Annotated in this window: 20 protein-coding genes, 5 pseudogenes and 1 CRISPR repeat array; of the genes and pseudogenes, 19 read left to right on the top strand and 6 right to left on the bottom strand. The window is 68.4% G+C overall.

Features of this window, described 5'->3' with window-relative positions:
* Positions 1-400: 400 nt before the first annotated feature.
* From AB0F03_RS36040 to AB0F03_RS36015, 6 genes are all read left to right on the top strand, one after another.
* Positions 401-580 carry a hypothetical protein gene (locus AB0F03_RS36040; protein WP_362000248.1) on the top strand — a complete coding sequence of 60 codons (180 nt, stop codon included), beginning with the start codon at positions 401-403 and terminating at the stop codon, positions 578-580.
* A complete protein-coding gene (locus AB0F03_RS36035) occupies positions 577-1,185 on the top strand; it encodes a sigma-70 family RNA polymerase sigma factor (protein WP_362000247.1) in 609 nt (202 codons plus the stop codon). The genes AB0F03_RS36040 and AB0F03_RS36035 overlap by 4 nt, the downstream gene beginning before the upstream one ends.
* On the top strand, positions 1,182-1,859 hold the full coding sequence (locus tag AB0F03_RS36030) for a hypothetical protein (protein ID WP_362000244.1): 678 nt from the start codon (positions 1,182-1,184) through the stop codon (positions 1,857-1,859). Before AB0F03_RS36035 ends, AB0F03_RS36030 begins: the two co-directional genes overlap by 4 nt.
* Positions 1,860-2,350: 491 nt before the next feature.
* Entirely contained in the window at positions 2,351-2,872 is a 522-nt protein-coding gene (locus tag AB0F03_RS36025; protein ID WP_362000242.1) for a lamin tail domain-containing protein, read from the top strand.
* Between the two features lie 564 nt (positions 2,873-3,436).
* The gene (locus tag AB0F03_RS36020; protein WP_362000239.1) at positions 3,437-4,390 is read left to right on the top strand and encodes a NucA/NucB deoxyribonuclease domain-containing protein; all 954 of its coding nucleotides are present in this window, start codon (positions 3,437-3,439) and stop codon (positions 4,388-4,390) included.
* Positions 4,391-4,492: 102 nt separating this feature from the next.
* A complete protein-coding gene (locus AB0F03_RS36015) occupies positions 4,493-5,485 on the top strand; it encodes a hypothetical protein (protein WP_362000236.1) in 993 nt (330 codons plus the stop codon).
* Positions 5,486-6,904: 1,419 nt separating this feature from the next.
* On the opposite strand, the gene AB0F03_RS36010 is transcribed toward AB0F03_RS36015, so the two are convergent.
* The 4 genes from AB0F03_RS36010 to AB0F03_RS35995 all read right to left on the bottom strand — a co-directional run bounded on the left by AB0F03_RS36010 (position 6,905) and on the right by AB0F03_RS35995 (position 10,342).
* Entirely contained in the window at positions 6,905-7,384 is a 480-nt protein-coding gene (locus AB0F03_RS36010) for a diadenosine tetraphosphate hydrolase (RefSeq protein ID WP_362000253.1), read from the bottom strand.
* Positions 7,385-8,703: 1,319 nt separating this feature from the next.
* Entirely contained in the window at positions 8,704-9,450 is a 747-nt protein-coding gene (locus AB0F03_RS36005) for a hypothetical protein (protein WP_362000234.1), read from the bottom strand.
* 218 nt (positions 9,451-9,668) lie between these two features.
* Positions 9,669-10,049: a hypothetical protein gene (locus tag AB0F03_RS36000; protein WP_362000231.1), complete on the bottom strand. Its 381-nt coding sequence runs from the start codon at positions 10,047-10,049 to the stop codon at positions 9,669-9,671.
* A complete protein-coding gene (locus AB0F03_RS35995) occupies positions 10,046-10,342 on the bottom strand; it encodes a hypothetical protein (RefSeq protein WP_362000229.1) in 297 nt (98 codons plus the stop codon). Before AB0F03_RS35995 ends, AB0F03_RS36000 begins: the two co-directional genes overlap by 4 nt.
* Before the next feature lie 152 nt (positions 10,343-10,494).
* Between AB0F03_RS35995 and AB0F03_RS35990 the strand changes: the two genes are divergently transcribed.
* The 6 genes and pseudogenes from AB0F03_RS35990 to AB0F03_RS35965 all read left to right on the top strand — a co-directional run bounded on the left by AB0F03_RS35990 (position 10,495) and on the right by AB0F03_RS35965 (position 15,978).
* Positions 10,495-11,277 (top strand): NucA/NucB deoxyribonuclease domain-containing protein, encoded by a 783-nt coding sequence (locus tag AB0F03_RS35990; protein WP_362000226.1) that lies wholly within the window; start codon positions 10,495-10,497, stop codon positions 11,275-11,277.
* A 27-nt stretch (positions 11,278-11,304) separates the two neighbouring features.
* Positions 11,305-11,808 (top strand): hypothetical protein, encoded by a 504-nt coding sequence (locus AB0F03_RS35985; protein WP_362000224.1) that lies wholly within the window; start codon positions 11,305-11,307, stop codon positions 11,806-11,808.
* Positions 11,809-12,194: 386 nt separating this feature from the next.
* A CRISPR array of direct repeats spans positions 12,195-12,648; the repeat unit is 29 nt; unit sequence GTGCTCCCCGCGCCCGCGGGGATGGTCCC.
* A 45-nt stretch (positions 12,649-12,693) separates the two neighbouring features.
* Positions 12,694-12,957, top strand: a complete 264-nt coding sequence (locus AB0F03_RS35980; protein ID WP_362000222.1) for a hypothetical protein — start codon at positions 12,694-12,696, stop codon at positions 12,955-12,957.
* Between the two features lie 418 nt (positions 12,958-13,375).
* Positions 13,376-13,785: pseudogene (locus AB0F03_RS35975) on the top strand (IS5 family transposase); the annotation flags it as partial.
* A gap of 84 nt (positions 13,786-13,869) precedes the next feature.
* A pseudogene (locus AB0F03_RS35970) lies at positions 13,870-14,244 on the top strand (transposase); the annotation flags it as partial.
* A gap of 735 nt (positions 14,245-14,979) precedes the next feature.
* Positions 14,980-15,978, top strand: coding sequence for a helix-turn-helix domain-containing protein (locus tag AB0F03_RS35965; RefSeq protein ID WP_362000219.1), 999 nt, complete (start codon positions 14,980-14,982; stop codon positions 15,976-15,978).
* Here AB0F03_RS35965 and AB0F03_RS35960 read toward each other — a convergent pair.
* On the bottom strand, positions 15,953-16,342 hold the full coding sequence (locus tag AB0F03_RS35960) for a peptidoglycan-binding protein (RefSeq protein WP_362000217.1): 390 nt from the start codon (positions 16,340-16,342) through the stop codon (positions 15,953-15,955). The genes AB0F03_RS35965 and AB0F03_RS35960 overlap by 26 nt on opposite strands.
* Positions 16,343-16,669: 327 nt before the next feature.
* Here AB0F03_RS35960 and AB0F03_RS35955 point away from each other — a divergent pair, with 327 nt between their 5' ends.
* The 6 genes and pseudogenes from AB0F03_RS35955 (at position 16,670) to AB0F03_RS35930 (ending at position 22,548) form a co-directional block, all read left to right on the top strand.
* Positions 16,670-17,590, top strand: a complete 921-nt coding sequence (locus AB0F03_RS35955) for a DUF2690 domain-containing protein (protein WP_362000215.1) — start codon at positions 16,670-16,672, stop codon at positions 17,588-17,590.
* Between the two features lie 386 nt (positions 17,591-17,976).
* On the top strand, positions 17,977-18,384 hold the full coding sequence (locus AB0F03_RS35950; protein ID WP_362000213.1) for a hypothetical protein: 408 nt from the start codon (positions 17,977-17,979) through the stop codon (positions 18,382-18,384).
* Positions 18,385-19,041: 657 nt separating this feature from the next.
* Positions 19,042-19,158 (top strand): annotated as a pseudogene (locus AB0F03_RS35945) (XRE family transcriptional regulator); the annotation flags it as partial.
* Between the two features lie 53 nt (positions 19,159-19,211).
* Positions 19,212-19,808, top strand: a complete 597-nt coding sequence (locus AB0F03_RS35940) for an RICIN domain-containing protein (protein ID WP_362000210.1) — start codon at positions 19,212-19,214, stop codon at positions 19,806-19,808.
* Positions 19,809-20,473: 665 nt separating this feature from the next.
* On the top strand, positions 20,474-21,751 hold the full coding sequence (locus tag AB0F03_RS35935; RefSeq protein ID WP_362000207.1) for a protein kinase: 1,278 nt from the start codon (positions 20,474-20,476) through the stop codon (positions 21,749-21,751).
* 590 nt (positions 21,752-22,341) lie between these two features.
* Positions 22,342-22,548, top strand: a complete 207-nt coding sequence (locus AB0F03_RS35930; RefSeq protein WP_362000250.1) for a DUF6417 family protein — start codon at positions 22,342-22,344, stop codon at positions 22,546-22,548.
* A gap of 56 nt (positions 22,549-22,604) precedes the next feature.
* On the opposite strand, the pseudogene AB0F03_RS35925 reads toward AB0F03_RS35930, so the two are convergent.
* Positions 22,605-22,859, bottom strand: a pseudogene (locus AB0F03_RS35925) (DUF6233 domain-containing protein); the annotation flags it as partial.
* Positions 22,860-23,006: 147 nt separating this feature from the next.
* Between AB0F03_RS35925 and AB0F03_RS35920 the strand changes: the two are divergent.
* A pseudogene (locus tag AB0F03_RS35920) lies at positions 23,007-23,593 on the top strand (hypothetical protein); the annotation flags it as partial.

Raw genomic sequence — 23,593 nt, 5'->3', positions numbered from 1 at the left:
CTGCTCGGTAACGCCATCGCCGCCGCCCCTACCGTGGCCGGTCTCCCGGGCCGGCTGCCCCTTCAACGCCCGGCCTCGCGTTCCTGCGCCGTAAGGCCCGAGGTCCCAGGCCTTGGAGACCGGTGCAGCCGAACGCCCCAGCGTCGCGCTACCGGGCTGCTGGCGCCGTCGCAGTCCTCGGGGCGGGCCGCTCCGGGCGCCGCGGTGGCCGGCCGTTTCGCCCTGACCGTTTGATGATTGAACTTGCCGCAATCGTTCCGATACTGAACGTAACTTTTTTGGGGGGTTGGCTGCACGTTCCGGCCCGCTGAGGCGCTGATGGAGTGGAGGTGGTTGTCACCTCTGGTGCCGGGGGGAGGGTGCGGCACCTGGAAATGGAACAGGTACATGGGGAGGACCCGTGCAGCACACTGCTGCCGCGTGGTTGTTCGAAATCGCGCTCGCCCTCAGGGTGTTCGGCCCGGACGTGGCTCGCGGATGCCGCCGGCTGCTCACCGCCGGCGTCCGTATCGGCATCACTCAGCTGACCGGCGCCCGCACCGCGGTCCGCTCCGGCGAGCCGGACCGGGAGGCATCGTGAGCAGCGAGCAGGGCACGGAGGACACCGGCGGTGCCGTGGGCACCCCGCGCGCGGTGCCGATCGACCAGTGGCCCGTCGCCGCGCAGATGTCGTACTGGGGGTTCCACCAGCAGCGCCGCGTGGACTACATGCGCTACGCCTACCTCCAGCTCGGCTCCGACGCCGACGCCGAGGAAGCCGTCGACCTGACCTTCGACCGGATCATGGACCACTGGCTTCGCATGCTGGAGATGGAGAGCCTGGAGGGCTACGCCTGGACCATCCTCAAGCGCCGCATCATCGACATGCACCGCAAACGCCGGCGCCGCCCGGAACTGATGGAGACCGCCGCCTTCGAAGCCGCACTCGCCGACCACGTCGACGACCCCTACGACACGCTCACCGACGCCATCACCCTGTACGCGGCCGTCAGCGCCCTCAGCGAACGCCAGCGCGACGCGATCCTGCTGCACTACGGCATGGGCTTCACCGCCGCCGAAGCCGCCGAAGTGATGGGCAACCAGGAATCCACCGTCCGCTCCCAGCTGCGCACCGGCCGCCGACGCCTGACCACCTTGCTCAAACTCCGCTGCCCGGAGCACCCCGACGGGAAGAACCGCTCATGACCGTGCTGCCTGACGACGACCGCACCATCGACGACCTGCTCGCCTCGGCCCGCGCCCGCAACCGCTACGCCGCCTACGACATGGCCGCCGCCGAGGCCCGGCTGCGCGCCCGCCAGATTGCCCGTCACCGCCCACCGCGCCAGCGCACCGCCGACGCCGCCCCCCTTAATACCGAGTGGACCGCGCCGGAGGACGAACGCACCCCGGACGCCGACCGCGCCTGGTGGGACCTCAACGCCGTCTGCCTGCTCGCCCTCGGGCCGGACGCCGACAGGCAGCTCGCCGCGTTCATCACCAGCCGCTACGCCGACAAGGCCGGCGCACTCGTCTTCGCCTGCCTGCTCCACCTCAGCGGCGACAGCAGCGGCGCCCGCTTCTGGTGGCGCTTCGCCGCCGGCTTCGGCCACCCCGTCGCCGAGTACTGCCTCTTCCTCGAACACGCCCACAGCGGCGAGTACGACGACGCCGAACACTGGCGCACTGAACTCCTGCGCCACCAGTTCTCACCCGACCTGCTGTGCGGCGACCGCTCCACCGCCCCGGTTCTCAGCCCACCCAGTATGGAACCGGTCCACTCCCACATCGTCCACCAGCAGCACCCGGAGATCGGCACCGTGCCCCTGCCCACGGTCGGGCTGGTCGGCCGGCTCCGGCAGCTCACCTCGCTGCTGTAACCGCCGCATGCGCGCGGCCGTCGCCCGCTGTCCGGAGCCGCATGATGAGCGTGACCGCGTCGAAAGAGGAGGCTTAGGTGCCCGAGTGCGCGGGGTCGCAGAGGCTGTGGTGGCGGATACCGCCTGCCTGTCGCCGGACGGTCCCGTGGTCCGCGGACGAGCCTGTTACCCACTTCCGGGTGAACCGTCTCGTCGTGCCGGGGTGGCGGGAGCTGGCGGATAGTTGCCTCAGGCCCGTAACCCCGGGGCGCGCGTGCCTGGCGCTTCGTCAACTAGGTGCGTTCGCGACATAGATGGTCCGTGCATGCGCGGGTTACAGGAATCCGTTCAAGCTGTAACCACCTTCGCATTTGCCTCACGCGATGAAGGCGCGGGCCGCACAGTCTGGGTGTGCGGCCGACCGGCTGCACACCAGCACAACGCACCTGCCCGCACCGCGGTTTCGCCACTGCGGGGCCGGGGTGGGCGTGCGCACCTCGAAGGGGGACCTCATGTCCGTTTCTTCCTCCGTCCGTCGTCTGACCGCCGCGGCCGCCGTGGCCACTGCCGTGATGGGCGCGGCGGCACTGCCGGCGTCGGCCGCCGACCACCATCCGGGCCGTCACCACTCCGCCGTGTACATCAGCGGTGTCCAGTACGACTCCCCGGGCCGCGACGACCGCTCCAACCGCTCGCTGAACGGCGAGTGGGTGGACCTCACCAATGACTCGCGCCGGGCGGTGAACCTGGACGGCTGGACCCTCGAGGACGAGGACGGCCACACCTACACGTTCGACCACTACCGGCTGGCCGGCCGTACGACGGTCCGCGTCCACACCGGCAACGGCCACGACAACAGGACGAACCTGTACCAGGACCGGCGCGCGTACGTATGGGACAACAACGCCGACACCGCGACCTTGAGCAACGACTACGGCCGCTTCGTCGACGACCTCTCCTGGGGCCACCACCGCGACCACCGCGGCGGCGACCGGCGCCACGGCGGTGACCACCGCGGCGGACGCCGGCACTGACCGCTCATCTGACGTTGCAGGGCGCCGGCCTTGCGACCGGCGCCTTGCGGGCGGGCCGCTCCATGCCAGGGGCGGCCCTGCCCGTTCTGCGTGCACGGAGGCCGACGTCGGCATCTCGACGGACGCAGCGGCCCGGCACCTGAGGTTCACCCGTGATGGCCGGCCGCCGCACCACGTGCCCAGTGCGTTCCTGCTGACGGGTACCACGTGGGTGATCGAGGGCTGGATGGGAGGCCGCGGCTGGCCCGCACGGCACCTGCGGCAGACAGAGCCGGGTTTCGGTCCTTTCCCGTCCACCGGAGGGGCAGTAACCCCGCAAGAGGAATTGCAAAGCTTTCGATGGTGACGGCGTGTCCGCCTGTGGCGAGTCACGTTCCAGTCAACGGCCTTTAATCGTTGATCTGTTGAGGTGAGGAAGCCCTAGGGTGGCGATGCCTGCCGCCGCAGCGGTTTGCAACACGGTGCGGCCGTGAATAGCGGCAGGGAAGGGGGAGCGTTTCCTTGAACCAGACAACAAGGCGGCTGTTAGCCGGTGCATTCGCAGGCTGTGTACTGGCCGGGGGCATGGCGGGTGAAGCCGCGGCCGAGCCGACACCGGTGAAGCAGACCCTGCGCGTAGCGCAGCTGGGTTCCGTAAAGACCGTCCAGGTCAACGCCTCCGGGGCGAGTTGCCGGATCGGTTACATCACCATCACCCGCACCAGTATGTGCCTGGACGTCGCCGCCCGCGTGGACCTGCTCCTTAACGGCAGGCCTGTTGGCTCCGCCAGCTTCGAGATCAAGCATTCCATGGGCCTGAAGTCCAGCAAGCTCAAGTGGGGCGAAAGCTTCACCGTCGGCAAGGCCACGCTCGTCAATGCCTCCGGCATCCAGGTCAACGTCTCCGTCGGTGCCGGCAGAGCAGTGAAGACCAGCGTCAAGTACCCCCAGGGATCGACCCTGGGACCCGTCCGCAAGGGCACCGTCAGCTACACAGCCACGGTGAAGAAGAAAAAGACGCTGACCACTCCGGCGTCCTACCGCTTCACCTTCACCAAGCCCGGCTACACGGGCGGAGACATCACCTACGCGTCCGCCAAGTTCCGCTGCGACGACACCTTCTGGGCACGCAACAACCGCACGCGCGTGAAGAACCCGGGCTGCATCTTCCCCGGCTTCGCCCCCACCTTCGCCCTCTCCCACACCGACTCCAAGGTGAAGGAGTCCGCCAAGCACATCGCCGACGCGCAGCGGGCCATCACGGGGCACCCCGGCGCCTCCACACCGCTGCACCGCATCACCGACAAGACCACCATCGACAAGCACCGCACCGCCATGTGCGGCAGGATCCACGCCCCCAGCGGCAAGGACTGCGACGAGTACCCGTTCGCAGCCACCAAGGAAGGCGGAAACCCCCGGCGCGGCAGCACACGCATCATCTCCGCCAGTGACAACCGCACCGCCGGTGCCCGTCTGGGCGGCTTCTACAAGAGCCAGCGCGTCCTCAACGGCGACGCCTACTATGTGCACATCAAGTAGCACCGCCGCAGCTCATCGATGATCTGGGTGCTGCTCCCCACCGGCTGGGGAGCAGCACCCAGCGCCGTACACGGGGAAAGACGAGACGGAGTTGAAGACGGCGTGACCACCGAAACCAAGGACCTCTACGTCGAAGACCATGATCTTCTCATCGATCCCATGCTGCAAGGCGTCATGGAGTTCCCCGAACATTCCAGCATCACCAACAGCCTCATCGGTTTCCACAAGGACTTCGGCACCATCCTGACCGGCTTCCAGCGCGGCTATGCCCGCGTCACCGTCGAGATCCACGCCGAACAGCCCGCGCTCGACGTGGAGAGCTGGGACGACGTCCTGGACATCTCCGCCGACTTCGTCCGGGGCCAGGCCTTCGTCGCCAGCTACGACACAGCTTTCACCACCAACCTCGCATTCGACGGTCCCGGAACCTATCGGATCCGCACCCACGCACGCGGCCGCGCCGATGCCAAGGACGCCGCTCTGCCCCGCCGGCCCCGCCCCTCGAAGACCAGCCCGCCACCCGAGACGTACCTCGTTCAGGTGTGGAAGGCCCCCACCGCCCCCGAGCAGATCCACAAGAGCAGCAGCCACACCACCCTCCCCGCAGGCCACTACACCGGTCCGAGCGCCTCGCCCTACCAGCCGTCCGTCGACGCCCCCAAAATCCACGCCGAGGGGGGCGGCATCGTCCTCGTCCGCACGTGCTTCACCGCCCCCCAGGCCTGGCGCCACCTCCTGGACTTCATCGACCACGGTGGTGAGGACGGCGGCTGCATCGACGTCACCCCCATCGACCACTCCGCCTACGACGGCCTGACCGACGACCAACTGCGCACCCTGATCGACCGTGACGACAACGACTGGCCCCACCACAGCATCCTTCTCCTCGCCGACCAGCAGGCCCTCGCCTCACCGGATCTGCCCCTGCTCGCCGTCGACAACCCGCCCGGTGAACCCGCACCGTCCTTCCGTATCCCACGGCAGTACCTCGAAAGCTTCGTGGTCAACATGGATCTGGGAAACACCGACTTCCGTGAGTGGTCCCGCGACGCAGACGACGACGGCATCTACCGAGAAGCCACCGATGACGCATAGACGGGAAGCGACGCGATGACCGCCTGCCGCCACCCCGTACACCCCTGATGGGCCGCTGCTCGGCGGACCATGTGCGCTTGGGCCAAGCCACCGTGGAGTCGACCGCCTCGTCGAGGACCTCGTCCGCATCAAACTCGCCGCCGGCGCTCGCCAGGCCCATCGCGACGGATTGTTGCACCGTCGGTAGCGGCACACCGTGATCACCTTGCATGCCGGCCGGCTCCGCGAACACCTGGGCCTCCGCCACGGCGCACCGCACGGCGTACCTCCGCCGTGTCTCCTCCCGCTCCTACGCCACGACGGCAGGCGATCGGGCAGCCGTCTTCGGCGCGAACCAGGTCCAGCAGAGTGCCGGCAGCGAAGCTGACCTGGACGCACGGCAAGACGGCCACCTCCACGGCCTCCTTGCCGGGCTGGACGGCGGCGATCGGCTGACGCACAGCGCCCACCGCGTCGGCGCAGACACCGATCAGCGTGGTCAGGGCCGCGAGCAGCCGCGCGTGGCGGCATCGGCGGACGGGCAGGGCCAACGGTCCGCTGTCGCGGTCAGCCCCGCACTATGCCGCGCGAGAGCCACCCCGCGGAGGCCTCATCCCTTTTTCGATTCCCGACCCGGTCAAACGCGAGCCGGGGTCCGCAGCACTCAGGTGCCGCCCGGGTCAGGACGACATCGCCCACGCCCTGGCCCTCCGCGCCGCGCTGGACGCGGCGAGCGCTTGGTGGCGGGCCGCCCTCTCGGCTGGGCTGCCGCCCGGCGCGCGACGACGCCGGTGCCTTCGTGGACATCACGCTCCCGGACGAAGTGTGGTTGTCCCTCGGACGCGCAAGCGCGCGCACAGCACCCCGCGCCAGCGGGGAGGACCTGGGCGGCGCGCCGCTTCAAGACTCGGCGGACGGAACACCGCCACGTCGGCGGAGAGGACGCATCTTTGAGCTTCGAGCCCGCAGAGACCGAAACACTCCCGCGTCGGCGGGGAGGACTCCGGGATTACGTATTCATGGGGCACGTCTTCCGTAGCGTCGGCGGGGAGGACGACAGCGACGTGTCCGGCGCGGGCGCGGCGGGCGGAGCACCCCCGCGTCGGCGGGGAGGACAGCCTCGAAGCGGCTGAGCGCAACCGCGGCGCCGGAGCACCCCCGCGTTCGCGGGGGTGTTCCGCTCTACAAGGAGCTGGAGGCCCTGCGCGAGCCCGTCCTCCCCGCCCACGCGGGGGTGTTCCGCTGCGAAATCAAGCCAACCGCCGTTGGCCCAGGTCCTCCTCGCCGATGCGGGGGTGTGCCGCTGCGCTGTGTCTGGACCGCGCCGCGCAGAGGGCGTTCGCCCGCCCCACGATCACCAACCGTGTCACCGATATCGTCCTGCTCAGTCGCCTCCAGTGAGCTTCGGCTGACCGTCACCGATCACCGGGCCCGCAACAGTCAGGTCACCGAGCGCAGCTGGTCCAGTTCGCTGCCGACCGCATCCCGCAGCGCGTCATGCTGCGGACCGAGCCTGAACTGCTCGTCACTCCAACGTTCACGCGGATAGAGCCACACTGGCTTGCCCACCATGTCGGCCGGCTCCCACTCGAACCGCGGCCAGACATGCGCATGCAAGAACGGGTCCGTGTTCCCCAGGATCTCCAGGTTGACCCGGCGGAAAGCCGGGTCCAGCCGCCGGCAGGCGCGCTCGACCGCTTCACCGAGCTGGTCCATGTCAGACAGGAACGACAGCCGCTTCGTGCTCGGTAGGTCCGACAGCCGCTGCACATCCGGTTCGTCCACGAGCAGAACCGAGTAGCCCGGCAGGAACTGAACATCTCCGATCACCGCGAACCCCGACGTCAGCCGCCGCAGTACGGTCGGGTTCTCGCCCTTCAGCGCAGCCCCGATCCGGTCCATCCGCCAGTCACCGGTCATGGCCATCCACCCACTGGGCACTTCTTCCAGGGGCACGCCGCCGTTCACCGCCGCCACAGCGGTCCGTTTCCAGGCGTTCTCGATCAGGCCGGCACTGTGGCCGAGCCCGCGTAGCAGCCGCAGGGCGACGTCGGCGGTCGGCCTGGTCTGCACCCCGCGCAGCTGCAGCAGCTGCTCCTCGGCGCTGTCGACAGCGCTGGTGATCAGCCTGCGCTGCTCGGCGGGCACCGCAGCCCGCCACATTGTCCCCGAACCGGGCACCTTCTTCTCCTTGCCCAGCACCCGCAGCTGCCCGGCCATGGGCGCGGCAACGGACCGGCAGCCGCAGCGCGTCCTGCACCTGCGCGCCCGGGTGCTCGGCGGCAAACGCCGCCGCCTCGTCGGCGTCCTGGAACGACTCCAGCACGTTGCCGTGCACGATGACGTCCAGGCGCAGGAACCGCTCCTCCGAGTCGGGGAGCATCTGCCGGGCCAGGAACACCCGCACCGCGCGGATCGTCCTCCGCAGCGACGTCGGATCGGCGGCCTCCAGGTCCTCCAGGTCGACGCCCTTCGCCGCCTGCGCCTCCTGGAGCTCCTCGTAGGCGTCGATGAACTCGGCGCCGTACACCTCGGGGAGGAACTCCAGCTCGTGGGGGCCTACCGCAATGACGTGAGGTTCAGTGTTGAGCGCGATCGTCTTTTGCACGGGTCATGTCCTTGTCTCCCGCTCCGTCGCCCGGCCCTCAACCAGTCAGCACCCGAAAGAGTAGTCGCACAGCAGAACGGCCCCGCACCAGCGTGCGGGGCCGTTCCCTTGAATCGAGTGGTCGTGCTTACGCGCGCTGCGCCAAGACCCGATGGCAAGCGGCGTCGGAACTTCCGGAGAGGTCGGCGACGCTGAGGTTCCCGGTACTACGCAGGCCCGGAAGGGCTTCAGCGGGGCTGGCCAGAGCCACGCAGCACCCACAGCACCACGGCGGCGGGGACACCCAGCCCCAGCACATACGCTCCCACCGCTCCGGGGTCCTCCACGCTCAGATGCTGCCCGCTGGCACGTGCCAGCTCAGCGATGCACCACGTCAGCCCAAGAATTGCGGAGATGAAAACGGCAACCCACAGCCCCCGTCGTGCCCACACCTCACGTCCCGCAGCGGCCGAAAGAATCATGACCAGCCCTAGCGGCGCGACCAGGGTAGCGGGCCAGTGCCGTGCGGACGCCAATCCTGCCCCGATGATGAACCACAGCCCCGCTACAGCAAGTACGGTCCTCTTCATCACATTTCCCCTGGAGTCAGAGCCTGGGGAACCCGCAGGCTCCCAAGCACATGTGGTGCGACCTACATGCCGTCGGTCTCGTACTCGGTGCCGTCGGCGTGCTGGTAGAAGTGCAGCCACGGGTACCGGTGCATCGACCCGATGTCGAGGTGGGTCGGGTCGTACTGGAAGTTCGCCCTCCGCCACGTCTGGAGAGCGCCGTGACCGTTACCGTGCCACGAGTAGTACGACGGGCCCTGCGACCCACTCAGGTCGAGCCCCTGGAAGGACCAGCCCAGGACCTCCGCCCACGTGTAGACCTTGTGGTCGATGATCGGCTGCTCGTAGCCGGTGACCGCTTTCCCGTTGTAGCTGTAGTTCTCCCGCATCTGGAAGTAGGCGAAGTGCCGGCCGTCGGCCCCATTGAGCCAGTACACCTGCTTGAGGTACCCGTCCTGCGTCCGGGCTTTGAGCGGGACGGTCTCCGTCGACGTCTTCTCCGCAGCGACGGAGCTGGTCACCTTCGTCACCGTCGTCTCTGTCCCCGCCTCGGGTTCCTGCGTCACCGTCTCCGCCGTCACGCTGACGGGGTAGACGGTCCAGCGGCCCGAGGACAGAAGAGCATCGGTGTCGTGGTCGCTGAGATGGTCGGCATTTGCCGCCGCGAGGAACGTCTTCGACTCCTCATGCTGCCCCGCCTCCGCGCGGCTGAGGGGGACGGGCTGGTGGTTGTCCAGGAGTTCTTGGTAGCTCTCAGCAGGAGGAACGGGAGCGTCCGCTGCGGAGGCCGGTACGGCGGCGGTCATGAGTCCGGCTGCGGCCAACGCCACGGCCGATGTCAGGGCAGAACGAGCGCGTATGCGCATGGAAAGACAAGTCCCCTCGTTTTGTTGGTCGGTGGCGCGCCGATATCGACCGTATGACCCGCAGATGATCTTGCGCCACGGTTCTGAGCAAGACATGAGGGTGAGAGATCGGTAAGCGGACCTGCTCCCCCTGCCCCGCGCACCAGGTGGCGCCGGCCGGTGGGTTGGCGGTCAACGCCTGATCATCGACCCATTCGGAGGGCACGACCCAAGAAGTTGTTCGGCCTGCTGCCAAGATGTCTGACCAGCCGCGTGTAGACGACCTCGCCGCCGACCTCGAAGCGGAGCACACCGGTGCGCCGGCGAGGGCGGATGAGGTGGGGCCTCGTGCCGTGCAGGACGAAGAGCGTCGCGTGGTGCCGGGAGTGGATTACGCCTTCAAGCCCGCGGGGCCCCTGCTGGATCTCCCAGTCGATGTAGCGGCCCATCGACCCGGGCGCCTCCGCCGCGGCGATCCTCGCGATCCGCTCGGTGCGCTCGCGCAGCTTGCGCTCCACCCGCCCGTTCCGCAGCCGCAGGAACCGGGCGATCCGCCCGGGCTCGATCCTCACCTCAGCACTCACGGCCCCTCCACCGGGTTGCAGGGCAGGCACGGCGGCAGCGCCACTGTCACCGTCTGTTCGATGCCTACGCAGCCGCCCTGTGGGCCCACCGTGCGCTGCTGGCCGAGGACAAACCGGCGGCCGCGCCTGCCGGCCGGGACGGTGTGCGGCAGGCAGCACAGCAGCGCGTTGTAGACAGTCAGCGCGTCCGCGTGCAGCACGCGCGCCGACTCCCGCAGCTCCTCGCACGACGGCGGGCAGCCCTCCTCGGTGGGGATCGGCGCGCACCGCAGCACCGTGATGACCAGCTCCACCGCGGTGACCGGCGGCGGCGCGCAGTTCCGGGCGTCCCGGACGCTCTGGTCCTGCTGGGGACGGCGTCAACAACACCTGGTACGTCACTCGGTTCAAGGGGTGCGCCGTCGTCTCTGCCACGGTCACCGTGCACGACGTACGCACCGGCAGAGTGACCGGCACGATGAGCTACGTGGTCATCCCTTACGCATACAGCGACTACGGCATCGCGAGGTGGGCCTACCAGGTCGAACTGCTCCAGACCAGCGCCACCGGCGACGCCACGGGCAGCAGCGCGGGCGGCAAGGGCACGTGTGCGGGCAAGTGCAAAGTCAACGACAGCAAGTTCCCCTCCCAGAAGATGGGCCAGGGCAAGGAGGCCGTCGGGCAGTTCTTCTTCGACACCACCATCAAAGCCCGTCCCAAGGGCGCCATGGGCAACGGACAGGGGACGGCCCACTGGCACTTCACCAACCCCAAGTGGGCGGCGCCGACCAACGACATCACGCTGAACACCCCGGTCGTCCGGTGCGACAACGCCCTGCCCGGTACCTCGAGGATCGGGTGCGTCATGCCGTACATCCCGGAACTCGTGTACAGCAAGCGCGGGGAGTACCCCGAACTCGCCAAGCACATCGAGTACGCGCAGAACACCAAGCACCTGCCCGGCAAGCACGGTACGACGAAGTACCTGACGCGCCTGACCGACAAGGCGAAGATCAAGAGCAACCGGAGCAAGGCGTGCCCGTCCAGCCGGCACCGGCCCGCGGGCAAGGAGTGCGACGAGTATCCCTTCGCCTCCACCTGGCAGGGCGCCTCCACCGGCGGCGGCAAGTTCGACTGGCGCATGATCGCCAAAACGCAGAACCAGGGCGGCGGCAAGGCTCTCGCCAACTTCTACCTCTATAACCGGATCTTGGAGAAGGATAGGTTCCTCGTCTGGATCAAGAACTAGTCAGCCGCCGAGCATCCGGGACGTGCCATGACCGAGCAGGCCACGCACGGGCAGCAACTCGTGCCTGTGCACTACCACCAGTTCAGGATCAGCGACGAGGACGGCCCCGCTGGCCCCGACCTGCCCCGCCGGCACAACGGCCTGGTCGAGATCGAGGACGGCATCGCCACCGTCCTCACCGGCATCCACACCGGCGACGTCGACGTCACCGTCACCTTCCACACCGACGCACCCCAACCAGGGGACGCCGAGTGGGAGGAGATCGTCGAGGTCTCGCTGCACTCGGTATCGGGAGAACTGATGGTGCGGGGCCTGATGGCCGACCTCGACGAGGAACTGCCCGCGCTGTCCTTCGACGGTCCCGGCGACTACCGGCTGCGCATCCACGCGCGCGGCCGGGACACCGCCATCGACCTCGCCCCGGACGACGTCACCGAGTGGTACCTCATCCAGGTATGGCCCGCACCGCCCCAGGAAGCCGCAGCGCTGCGCCAGACCGACAGCTACGGCGCATCCGTCCGAGCAGAGTGATCACGAGCGGGAACGCGGGCGTTCGGCCATGAGCGAGGTGAACCCCGGATGCCATCCGGGGCTCACCACGCTCAGGGCGCCGACCACCTGGCCTACCGCTGCCCGCGTCTGGAGCTGAGCGCGGACCACATCTGTCTAAGGCGGCTCTTCTGACCCCCCGGGGCACTGGGGTGCGGCTAGATTGCTGGACGAGCCGCAGCGGGTGGAACCCACGCTCGCGAGTTCCATGCCACCTGATGTCCGAAAGGAGCGGTGGAGGCCGGTTTCCAAATAACAGCGATACGGCAGGAAGAGTGACCGTATTCATGCCTATGCGAAGTTTGCCGAGAACCGTGGAACTGGCCCACAACGGCCTGTCCCCGTGACAAAGCCGCAGTTCACGAAGAGTGCTCCCCGCGCCCGCGGGGATGGTCCCAGCGACGGGGTCGGTGACCTGCGCCAGCAGGGGTGCTCCCCGCGCCCGCGGGGATGGTCCCGGCGTCGACATCCTCAAGGCCCGCGCCGACGAGTGCTCCCCGCGCCCGCGGGGATGGTCCCGACAGGAGCAGGTCCGTCATGAGGTCGCTGGCGTGCTCCCCGCGCCCGCGGGGATGGTCCCAGGGCTACTCCATGGCCTTGTCCATGATGCTCGTGCTCCCCGCGCCCGCGGGGATGGTCCCGTCTCGCCGTTCGCGACGCGGTGAAGTAGTTCGTGCTCCCCGCGCCCGCGGGGATGGTCCCGTCGCGGACGCCGTCCGCAGCGTGGCGGACGCGTGCTCCCCGCGCCCGCGGGGATGGTCCCGTGGACCGGGACGAAGCGCGGCGTCAAGGTGTGCTCCCCGCGCCCGGTGGCAGCCTCGCATCCGTGAGCAGGTCCGCCGTCGGGCCGCCACCAGTACTGGGCTGGTGATCGACACCCGGGCCCGGTTCGGGTTCACCGCCGCGCCCGGCACCACCGACGACGCCCGCATCCGCCACCTCACCCTCGCCCTGCCACCCGTCCACGCCTCCCGCCTCCTCGACGCCCAGCAGGCCGGCGCCGGCGAGCAGCAGCTGCGCGCCATCACCGCCGAAGCCCTGGGCGAGGTGTACTTCCGCGACAGCGGCCGCCGCGCCCACGGCCTGGAGGTGGAGTTCACCGACGTCGAACAACTCGACTTCGGCCTGTGAGACCCGCGCGGGTGATCTGGCGCCAGCAGCCCTAACGGCGCCCGCACGCAACGGCGCTGCGGCGCGAGACGGTGACCAATCCACGGGTGGCCCCCTTCCGGTTGAAGGAGCGCCTCGAGGAGCGGGCGACGCACATCTCGGATCTCCAGCGGGCCCTTGCCGCCCTGAACCCCGGCACCGGACCGGGCGGCCATCCTCCAGCCGACGGCCCCGGCCGCCTCGGTGCCAGCCCCGGCCCGGTCCCAGGCCGCTCTCGGCGAGCACGGCCACGACCCGGAGCAGGAGCATGCAGAGCGTCGGCGCTGGTGGCTCCGCCGCGGCTGACCGCCGTACGGAGCGCTGGCATCTACGGAACGAGGAGTGAGGTAGGGCGGGCCCACCAGCACACGGCCACTGCAGGGGGCTCCAGGAACGTGGGCTCGAACGCTCCCGCGGCGGGCTGACCGGCAAGACTCACCTGGCCTGCGACGGGCGGGGCCGGCCGTTGTCCTTCACAATTACGGTCGGCACGCGTAACGACTGCACGCAGGCCGAGACGGTCATCGACAAGATCCGCGTCGCGGGCGCGGGGCCGGGACGGCCCCATGTCCGGCCAGAGCGGGTGGTGGCCGACAAGGGTTATTCGGCCCGCTCCTTCCGTACCTACCTGCGCAGACGCGGCATCAAAGCGACCTTTCCCGAACGCGTCGATCAGCTCGCGGGCCGACGCCGGCGCCGCGAACGGCCCTGCGGCTCCGACCGAGCCGTCTACCGACGCCGCAACATCGTCGAACGCTGCTTCAACCGCCTCAAACAGTGGCGCGGCATGCCACCCACTACGACAACTAGTCTGGCCGCTACCTCGCCGCCATCACCCTGGCCAGCACGCTCATCTGGCTCGAGAAGTGATCGACAAGACACTGCCTAGAGGCAGCTGTAGCCGACGAACGCGAGACCCTGCTGGACCTGCTCGCCGCCGAACCGGAACTGGTTGCCGCCCGGGCCGGGCAGACGCTGATCGGCGACAAGAACTACTTCGGCCGCGCCTTCGAGCACCAGTTGGCCGAGCAGGACATCCGGCTGCTGAGGCCGGCCCGCAAGGGCGAGCCGGAGCGGGCCGGGGCGACCCTGTTCAAGCCGTTGCGGCAGGTCATCGAGTCGGTCAACGAGACCTTCAAGGGCCAACTTGACCTCGAACAGCACCGCGGCCGCACACCGGGCGGCGTGGTCGCCCGCGTCATGCAACGCATCCTCGCGCTGACGGCGGCCGGGGTTTCAACGGTTCCGTTCAGTCCCAGGTCCATGTAGCGGACGCCACCGCCGCGGCCGCCGTTGTTCCAGATGCCACACCAGTCAATGTTGACCTTGGTGTTCCGGATGGCCTTGTGCTGGCAGTCGATCCATTGCCCCCAGACGTACTTGCCGTTGTAGGCGACTTCGCCGGCGAGGCTGGCGTAGCCCACAGCGCATGACGCGGTGTTCTTGGGGCCGCCCCAGTAGGGCTTCTTGTTCAGCATGCACAAGGTTGCGCGGACGCTCCTGTAGTGCCATTTGCGGGCCGCGGCGGCCGCTGGGACACCGCGCGGGACCGGGCCGAGCCGGTCGGGCCCGGTTTCGATCGTGGCGGCGATTGGCTTGCCCGCGGCTGTGAGCAGGGTCAGCACACGGGGCACGGATGTCGTGCCAGGTGCACTGTGGTGCTGGGCGGGCAGGCTGGCTGCCGCGTCAGCCACGGGACCGGAGGCGAGGAACCCGCCGAGCGCGAGGACCGTGGTGGCGAGTACTGCTCCGTTGCGAATGCTCATCTTCGTGTGGCTCCTTCTGATCATTTGCTTGGCCGTGGAGTGCCGTACCGTCCAGCTCCACCACGGCGATTGGGCTTCCGAACGCCCCCGGGCGGTGCGGCGGTCGTCGTGCACCATCGGGTTCAGCGGCCCGTGAATTGAGCGAGCGCCGGTCCCTGGTTGCGTTACAGACGATGCGCCGTGCGCTCCTCGCCCTGCCAGGCCCGAGCAGGCGGAACAATGCGGGACGTCCCGGTCGATGAGCTGCGAGGATGAGTGGCGGGACGAAGGCCGGGCGGGACGGTTGGTCCCTGTGCATCGGGGAGGAGACGTCGTGGTGAAGCGTCCGCGGCCGCCGTATCTCGCATCCACGCAAGCGGTCCAGCAGTTGGCCCACGAGTTGCGGCGATACCGTGACCGGACAGAGTTGAGCGTCGCCTCGCTGGCCGCCAAGACGGGTTACAGCACGAGCTCTTGGCACCGCTACTTCGGTGGCCGTCTTCTGCCGCCGTGGGAGGCGGTCGATGCTCTGGGACGGCTGGCAGAAGCTGACCGGGGACGCTTGCGGGTGATGTGGGAGGCAGCGGCAGACGCCTGGGCCGAGACCCGCTCGCCCCGTGAGGCATCGGCTAGCGATTGTGTCGACGCCCCGGCTCGCCGGGAGAGTGCCCTAGGAGGGCGCCGGGCCCTGAGCAGCCCAACGGGCCGCCGCGGCGGACAATCGTTCGGACGTAGGCGTGTGGCCGCGGCCGGTGTCGTACTTGGAGCCGTGATCTCCCTGGCTGTAGGTGCGTTCGGCTACCGATGGCACAGAGCTGGCAGCGTTGACCCTCCGCCAGGCGCACCGCCGGGCGCACCGGCCTGGCCCTGGGCGCTTCACGAAAAGGCGGCCGGTCCGCGCGCGGGCTGTGGGGCGGCCGGCTGTCCGGGACTCGATCCGTACCAGCGCGGGTGCGACCGGGACGCCGTCATCGTGCACCGGCTGAAGGCCGCAGGCCGGACGCTGTCGCTGCACTGGAGCCCTTCATGCGGTGCTAGCTGGGCCGAGGTCCAGCCTGCCCCGGGGACGTCGCAGTTGCGGATCGTCGCCGACGATGGCACCCAGCACACAGCGTCGGCGGGCGCTGCATGGACCCTGACGATTCCCGAAGGGCCCGGGGGGATGCGTGCTGTCGTGATGGCCAGCGGTTACCAGTTGGGCGTGTCGCAGTTCGACAGCTGGTCGGATCCCATCAGCGACGGCAAGGGGACAAAGTGACCGAGTCCAGGTGCAGCGGGCGAAAGCGTCCCACGTCCCAGACCTCGTAGGTCCCGTCGGAGTCCCGCCGCAGGGGCAGATGAAAGCGGTCCCCGCGATACACCGTCCATGGCGGTGCCGTGGCCAATCGCCTGCCAGCTGCTCCGTACGTAGCCGCGCCTACGATCCCGTCGGCGTCTAACTGGTGGTTGCTCTGCCACACACGTGTCGCCGCCACGGTCGCGGCGTCGTAGGCGCAGGTGACCCCTGTACGCGGCAGGTAGCCGTCGGCCCACAGAATCGCTTGCCACAAACCCACAAGATCGCTGGGATGTGTAGACGGCGCCTCCAGGCGGGGTGCATCCCACCAGTCGTCGGCAAGCATCCCTTGGCCATGCAGCCGATCCGAGTCAGCTGGCCGGGAAGCGCCGGTACTCGAAATAGCCAAGGCTGCCGCGCACGCAACTGCTCTGGCAGTCACAGTGAAATCCACCACGTCAGTTTCACCGATCCATCCAGTCCGGCACACGACTTCACCGGCCAAGCACCATCTCGGCCGAAACTGTGCTGCCATCCGACGCAATCTCGGCGATGTCGGGCGTGCCATTCCTTCCGGAAGCTAATCTCCCGGCGAGCCGTAACCTCGACAGCGCATCCGTCCGTCACTCAGATGGACCGACGGATAGACACCGAGACCCGGGGGCGAATCAAGATGACCAGCAAGTGGGCACGCTTACCGGACGCTCTACCACGCGACGTCCATCGACTGGTCCACGAGTTGAGAGAACTGAAAGAGCGCAGCGGACTGAGCCTGCAAGCGCTGGCCCAGCGGACTACGTTCAGCAAATCGTCTTGGGAGCGCTATCTCAACGGCAAGACTCTGCCACCGCGGCAGGCCGTACTGGCCCTAGGAGATATAACTGGTGCGGAGCCGAAACGGCTGACCGCCATGTGGGAGGACGCCAAGACCGCGTGGAACGACAGCGGCCGGGCCACCGCCCGAGTCACGGGAACGAACCCCGACTCGCCGCTGCCGGCCGTCCGCCACGACGGCTCTCCGGTTACGCACCTCGTGCGTGCGCTCTTCGCCCGCCTGCTCAGCCCGAAGGGGGCTGCGGTCACCGCCACGACGCTCCTCGCCTGCACCATTGTCGGTGTCCTGGCTGTCCACGACCGGACGTCCGGCGAGCCGGCCCCTGCCGAAGCGGGAACGATCGCGACCGCACCAATACACCGGCTGGAGACCACCTGTTTCGGGGGCAGCTGTACGACGAAGGACCCGAAGCAAACGGGTTGCGCTGGCGACGCATGGACCGCAGCCCTGACCAGGTTCCACGGCGTGTACGTGGAGCTGCGCTACAGCGATGCCTGCAAAGCAGCCTGGGGAAGGATCAGCTGGGGGCGCCCCGGCGACATTGCCGAGGTCGTCACCGACCACGGAGAAACCCTCCGGGAAAAAGTGCACTACGACACCGATGTGTACACGGCCATGACGGAGGCGATGACTCCAGCCGCGGCCAGGGCCTGCACCACCCTGACCACCGGGCACCACGCGTGCACAGCCCCGGGTGGAAACGAACACCTCACCGAACCGCCTAATCCCCCCATGACGCCCTCACCATCCGGCGAATGAAGGGACCGAGACGTGCCTTCAGACCATCCGATCACGGTCCGAATGTGCCGCTCGGGCAACAGTTCACGATCACCAGGCGGCATTACGGTGCACCGGCGAGCGACGAGACGATGGGGTTGGCCGACGGGGACGACCTGCCGGCGGTCGACGTCCGCCCTGACGGGCGCGTGGGCTCCGGCTCAGCGGCCGGGACGGCGGCAGTATGGGCCCCAGCCCTCTGACCGACGTCCCGTGCGGTGCTCAACCTGTCTCCCGGACTCGCTGGTCAGGCGATGGGATGTCCCGCGATCGTGTCAACTGCTGACGAAGTCGTGATGGCGTCCTGCCAGCTCTGCAACGCTCACTGAGGCAAGCGCCCCTAACCGCCTACCTGAAGGAGCTATCACGTGGCTTCCGTGGTCAACAGGACGGTAATGATTGCCGCGTCCATCATGCTCGCCACGTCTGCGGCCTCCGGCGCCGCATCAGCGCAGCCCACCGCACCCGTATTGCCACAGGCGGCTTTCATGCCGATGGCTTCCGCGAGCACCACTCTTCATCTGCCCGACGGCAGGCGCACGGCTCATGTCTGGAAGACCTGGTACAGGAAGGCCAACGGCAAGTATCGCGGTCACTATGGCTGGACCAGCGCCAGCAAGGGGGTGAGCGTTTACGCGTTCCTGGCCACAAGTGACAAGACGCGCTATCTCCCTACCAAAGGCAAGAGCTATTCCTACTCCAACGAGTCGAGTGTGGTGCTGTTCGCCTGCGACAACGCCTACCCGAACGGGACCGACTGCACGACCGACTGGTAGAGGGACGCGGGCGGGCCGACGCACCCCTGGCCGTCAAAATCCAACGTCGGTGGTACTGGAGGCAGGAAGTGCCACGGGACGTTGCCTGCGCGGACGGCTCGGGTGATCGCCATCAGCGTCTCGGCGACGCGCGCCCCAGCACGGCCCCGTCCCGGACGGGCTGTCACAGCCGCCGTATCACCGCACCCGTCATAGCTCCAGGCCAACGGAACGGGCACTTCACGCTGAACACCCGCCGCCACTACATCTAGAAGGCCCGCAGCGCGCTGAGGGAGACCCGTGCAATGAATTTGACCCGCCCTGACGGTCCGATGGCCGGCCAGCCGGAGGACTTCGTCATCACCCGCTGAGACGTGCCCAAGGCCGCCGAGCCCTCCGAGGAGGGGCAGGACCTGCCCCCGGAGATCATGCGTCAGCTGTGCTCCCACCTCGACCTTCGAGTCGATGTGCTGCCACGAACTGCGCGTCGCGGTCGAGATCCCATCGACACCGGCCGGCGCCCAACGAAATCTGCCACCTGGACCTCGACTGCCTGACCCGAGACGGGTAGGGCAATCCGGTCCTGCTCTACAGCAACTGGAAGGAGGAGCGGATCAGGCACGAGTTGCCCGTCCCCGCGGCGACCGCGCGCTGATCCGTGCCCAGCAGGAGAGGGTCCGCTCCTATTTCGGCTTCACCACCGCACCCGGTAGCAGCGATGACGCCCGTATCCGCCACCTCACCATCGCCCTGCCACTCCAGCACGCAGCCCATCTCTTCGATGCCCAATGCGCACGTGACGGCTAGAACCGACTTCCCCGTACTCGACTTTCAACCTCGGAGACCTCATGATGACCCTCAAATCAGCCCTGCCCGCACTGGCCGGCGCCGCGCTGCTCGCGCTGGCCAGTGCTCCCGATGCTCAAAGCGCGAGCGTCGAAAGCCCGCGACAGCCGGCCAGCGCACAGCCCGATGGGTCCAGCGCCAAGATAGCCTCCTCCTACCTGCCCGCTTCGGCGTACTGGAAGCCCGAGCACACCAGCGGACGATGCATCACCGCGCACGGAGGCACCCGCAAGGGCGCAAAGATCGATCAGTACAAGTGCGTGGGTGGTGCCAACCAAAAGTGGTCGTTCGTCAACGTCAGTGCCACTCCCCCGACCTACACCATCCGGCCGGTGAGTAACGCCGGGCTCTGCGTGGACATTCAGGGAAGCGACTACAGGAAGGGCCGCCAGCCGATCCTGTGGAACTGCAACGGACGAACCAACCAGAAATTCTGGATCAACTGCGCGGGCCGCCTCAGCAAGTGCAACGTCCATCCGTTCTATGGCGGCGCACGCGACAAGTGCCTGTCGGTGAAGGGCGGTTCTACGGCAAACAACACCCCTGTGATCCTCTGGTCGTGCAACAGGTCCAAGGACCAGCGCTTCACCCTACGCTGAACGGCGTTCAGTCGTTCACCACCCCACACCCGGGGAACGCTGCGTTCCCCGGGTGTGGGGTGGGATGGGTGCGGCAGTGGCACTGGATGCCAGCCAGCCACGACGACCGGGTCCAGTCCTGCTTGTTAACGCTCGGAGGGGGTTTTAACGCTCGGAGGGGGGTTTGTTGGTGGGCCGAGTGTTGGTTGGCCTGCGGTGTTGTGGGTTTGTTGAGAGGCGGAGTGGGTGGTTGGGTCGGGGTGGGCCGGGTGTGTGAGCTGGGCGTATGTGTTGTGTGTGGAAGGTGGCCCGGGAGGGTTGTAGGTAGTCCTAGCGCGTAAAGACTCGGTTGGTGTTTTCGCTGGTCAGCGCCGCCCTCTACCTCGGCTGCGCGCTCGCCAGTGCCTGGCTGTGATCCGCCCGGTCGCCGAAGACGGCACGCTCGAAGGCGCGATCACGGCTGCAGCCCGCCGGCTGAACATCCACCGGGTGCAGGCCCGCTCCGAGATCGAGAACACGGCCCTGTCCCAGTACCGCCAAAGAGCTGCTGCAGCCGGCACCAACCTCACGGTGACATCAGCGGCAGCGACCGCCCCCGGGGACGGCGGCCGTCGTGCTGTTGCCGTTCACGGGCCAAGTGGCCGATTCCACAGACCTGTTCGCTTCCGAATCTCTACTCTGAGCGGATGTCGAAGGTCAATTACAAAGCAGATGTACCGGGCTGGAGGAATCTCGGCCCCCTAATCGAAGACTCGAACAAGCCTTTCGTCCGGCGCGTCCGACGCAGAGCGACCGGCGAGGAAGCGGTTCTGAAGTACCGCTCCCACGCGCCCGACAAGCCGCGCGGTCAGCGTTTCCACAGCGAAGCCCTCCAGATGCGGCAGCTGACGCACGAGGGCGTGGCCAGGATCCTTCCCGTCCTCGACATCGCCGACGGCGACGAGCCGACCTGGTACGTGATGCCGAAGGCCCAGCTGCTCCAATCCGTCTTCGTGGAGACGACCACGCTGCAGCAGATCGTGGGGCACCTGCAGGCTCTGGCGCAGGCCCTGAGCGAGCTCGCCGGCCGGGGGATCTATCACCGCGACATCAAACCCGACAACCTCTTCTGGTACGACGAGGGCCCCGTGCTCGCGGACTTCGGCATTGCCTACTGGGGCGAAGCGGGCGCGACCGTGGTCGGCGAGAAGCTGGGTCCGCTGTGGTTCATGGCCCCGGAGATGCGCAGCATGTCCCAGCGGGAGGAAGGCCGCCAGGCCGATGTCTACTCGCTGGCGCAGACCCTTTCAGCGTTCATCCACCCCCTCGGCGTGCTGCCACTGCCGGGAACCTTCCGGGCCGGGGCCGAGGACTACGACCTCAACCGCCGCTGGAAGGGAGACCATGATGCTCTGGACGCCCTTGAACATGTACTCGAAGCCGCCACGCGAAACGACCCCGTCGAACGGCTGACGATCGACGCCCTGGCGGAGGAACTGGACCTCTGGCTGCGTTCCGCCCAGGTCCCGGTGGTCAGGAACACCGGCTTTCGCAGCGGCTGGGGCCCGCAGGACGACCATGTGCGCGACCAGGCGGAGATACGCCGCATCATGCGGAAAGCCGCGCGAAAGGTCGCCGCGGCACTCGGCGACCCGGCCAGCGCCCAGGAGCACGACGCCCGGGATGAAGAGGTGCCGCACTGGCTTGCGACGTACAAGTGGCCGCAGAATTCGGAGGACGGCTTCGAGCCCGACGGAACGCTCACCTTCTCGGTTGGGTACCCCGACGGCCTGCGTCGCGTGGTCCTGGGAGCGGTGTACTGGGGCCGCGAGGTCGCGTTCATCGCAGAGATCCAGCGCGCGCAAGCCGGTGGCTGGGAGCTGGAGAGCAACTGGCCCGAGACGGACTGGGGCCGAGTACGGCTTCCCTCCGCTTCACATGCGTTGGGAACCTTGGCGGACCAGGTGGTGGAAAGCGTCGGCTAAGCGATGTCCCGTAAGTAATTTCGATGTGCTCACCGCAGCCACAACCCAAGGGCTCAGCTGCGCCGTTCGGGTGTCGGCGCGTCGGCCGTGGTCGGCTCTGGAAGCTCCGTAGATGGCGAGTACTTCGCCACCTGACGGGCGCCGACGGCGGGGAGACGCGGGTCACATTCGTCCATGTCACAGGGTGTCGGGCTACCTCGTCTCAGGGGGTGTACCCACTGACGACCAGTTGACTACGGACGCGCAGGAGTTCGCCAGTAACTGGCTTGTCTTCTGGTCGCGTTGACCGCATACAAGCACGGCATCTTGGGGGCATGCATCCGGATTACGTGGGTCCGGGCGTTCTACGGATACTTTCAGACACCTACAGGCCAGAGCATGGGAGATGCCCGACGAACCTCAGGCGACGTCCTGGTCAGAGCGTGCCGCCGGAGATGTGGAAGCGGCAGCTCATGCCGGACCGGTGTGCGCGGTGGACCGAAAAACCCAGCCGGTGCAGCGACCGCTTAGGTCGGCTCTGGACTGGCATGTGCCGAGGGCCGGCGTGAGCGGGCGGGTGACCGGAGCGGAGGACGGGGCGTTGCACGGGCGTGGACGGTTTTGAGGACGTGGACCTGGACGGGATCGAGTTCGCGCCGGTGGAGGGAACGGGGGAGCGGCTGCCGCTGCTGACACTGGCGGAGGCGCACGACCTGCTGGACTGGCTGCGGCAGGCTGCTGCCGGGAGTGGGCCGGATGCTGCGGTGGCCGGCCGCTGGGCGAGGGAGATCGCCGCCCGGATCCCGTCCCGGGAGTGAGCGTGCCGGCCGGCGTGATGCTGCGGGCGGGTTAAGCCGATGATGCCGAGGCCGGTGTCGGGGCGGCAGTGCGTGCAGGCGGTGGTGCCGTCGGCGAGCAACCGCCGTGCCTCCTCCCGGCTGACCGTCCGGCGGCGCTTGCCCGCCATGTAGCAGTTGCCGCGGTGGAGCTGCGCGGGCGGCCGGCCCGCCCCGATGCCGAGTTCGACGATCCACTCCGGCACGGCCGGCTTCGTGCGGCGCCCGTGTTCCTCCTCGGCCTGCCGCCGCGTGACCTGTGCGATCTTGCGGTCGATACGGGCCAGCCACATCGCGTGCCACACCCGGAGCGTGTGCAGTCGCTCGAGGTCCGGCGGCAAGTCATCGAACATATTTTTGATTCTATGCTCATGATCGGCTCACCGCACCCGCGTGTTCGATTTTCTGTTCGATAATGTGGGGGCGAGGAGGTGAGCGTGATGAGCAACGAAGCGCCGCAGGCGGGGCAGGCGACGGTGGTGCATGTGCGCTGCCCCGACCGGCTGCCCGAGGAGACCTACCGGCGGGTGCTGGAGCTGCTTGCGGGCCTGTCCCCGGTCGTCCAGGCCCTGCCGCCGACCGCGGCCCTGGTCGAACTCAAGGGCGCCCTGCGCTATCACGGCACGGACGCGGCCCACCTGGGCGACGTCCTCCGTATCCGGTCGATCTCCCGCCTGGGCGTCGACCTGCGGATCGGGGTCGGCCCCACGGTCACGGTCGCGGCGACCGCCTCCGCCCAGATCACCGGACCCGGTGGAGTCCTCGCTGTCGCCCCCGAGGAGGTCGCCGACTGGCTCGGCCCGCTGCCGGTCCAGGCCCTGCACGGCATCGGCCCCCGCCAGGCCGCCATCCTCCACGACTACGGCATCCACACGGTCGGCCTGCTCGCCGCCGTCTCCCCGGCAACCGTGCAGCGCCTGCTGGGCAAGAAAGCCGGCCGCCTCGCCGCCGACCGCGCCCGCGGCATCGACCCCCGCCCCGTCGTCCCCCGCGCCCTGCCAGCCTCCGCCGCCGTACGCCACCGCTT

Origin of the sequence: Streptomyces sp. NPDC028722 (assembly GCF_040637655.1) — a bacterium.
In the GTDB taxonomy this organism is placed as follows: Bacteria; Actinomycetota; Actinomycetes; order Streptomycetales; family Streptomycetaceae; genus Streptomyces.
Note: the sequence above shows the minus strand (reverse complement) of the source record. Positions and strands in the feature narration are given on the sequence as shown.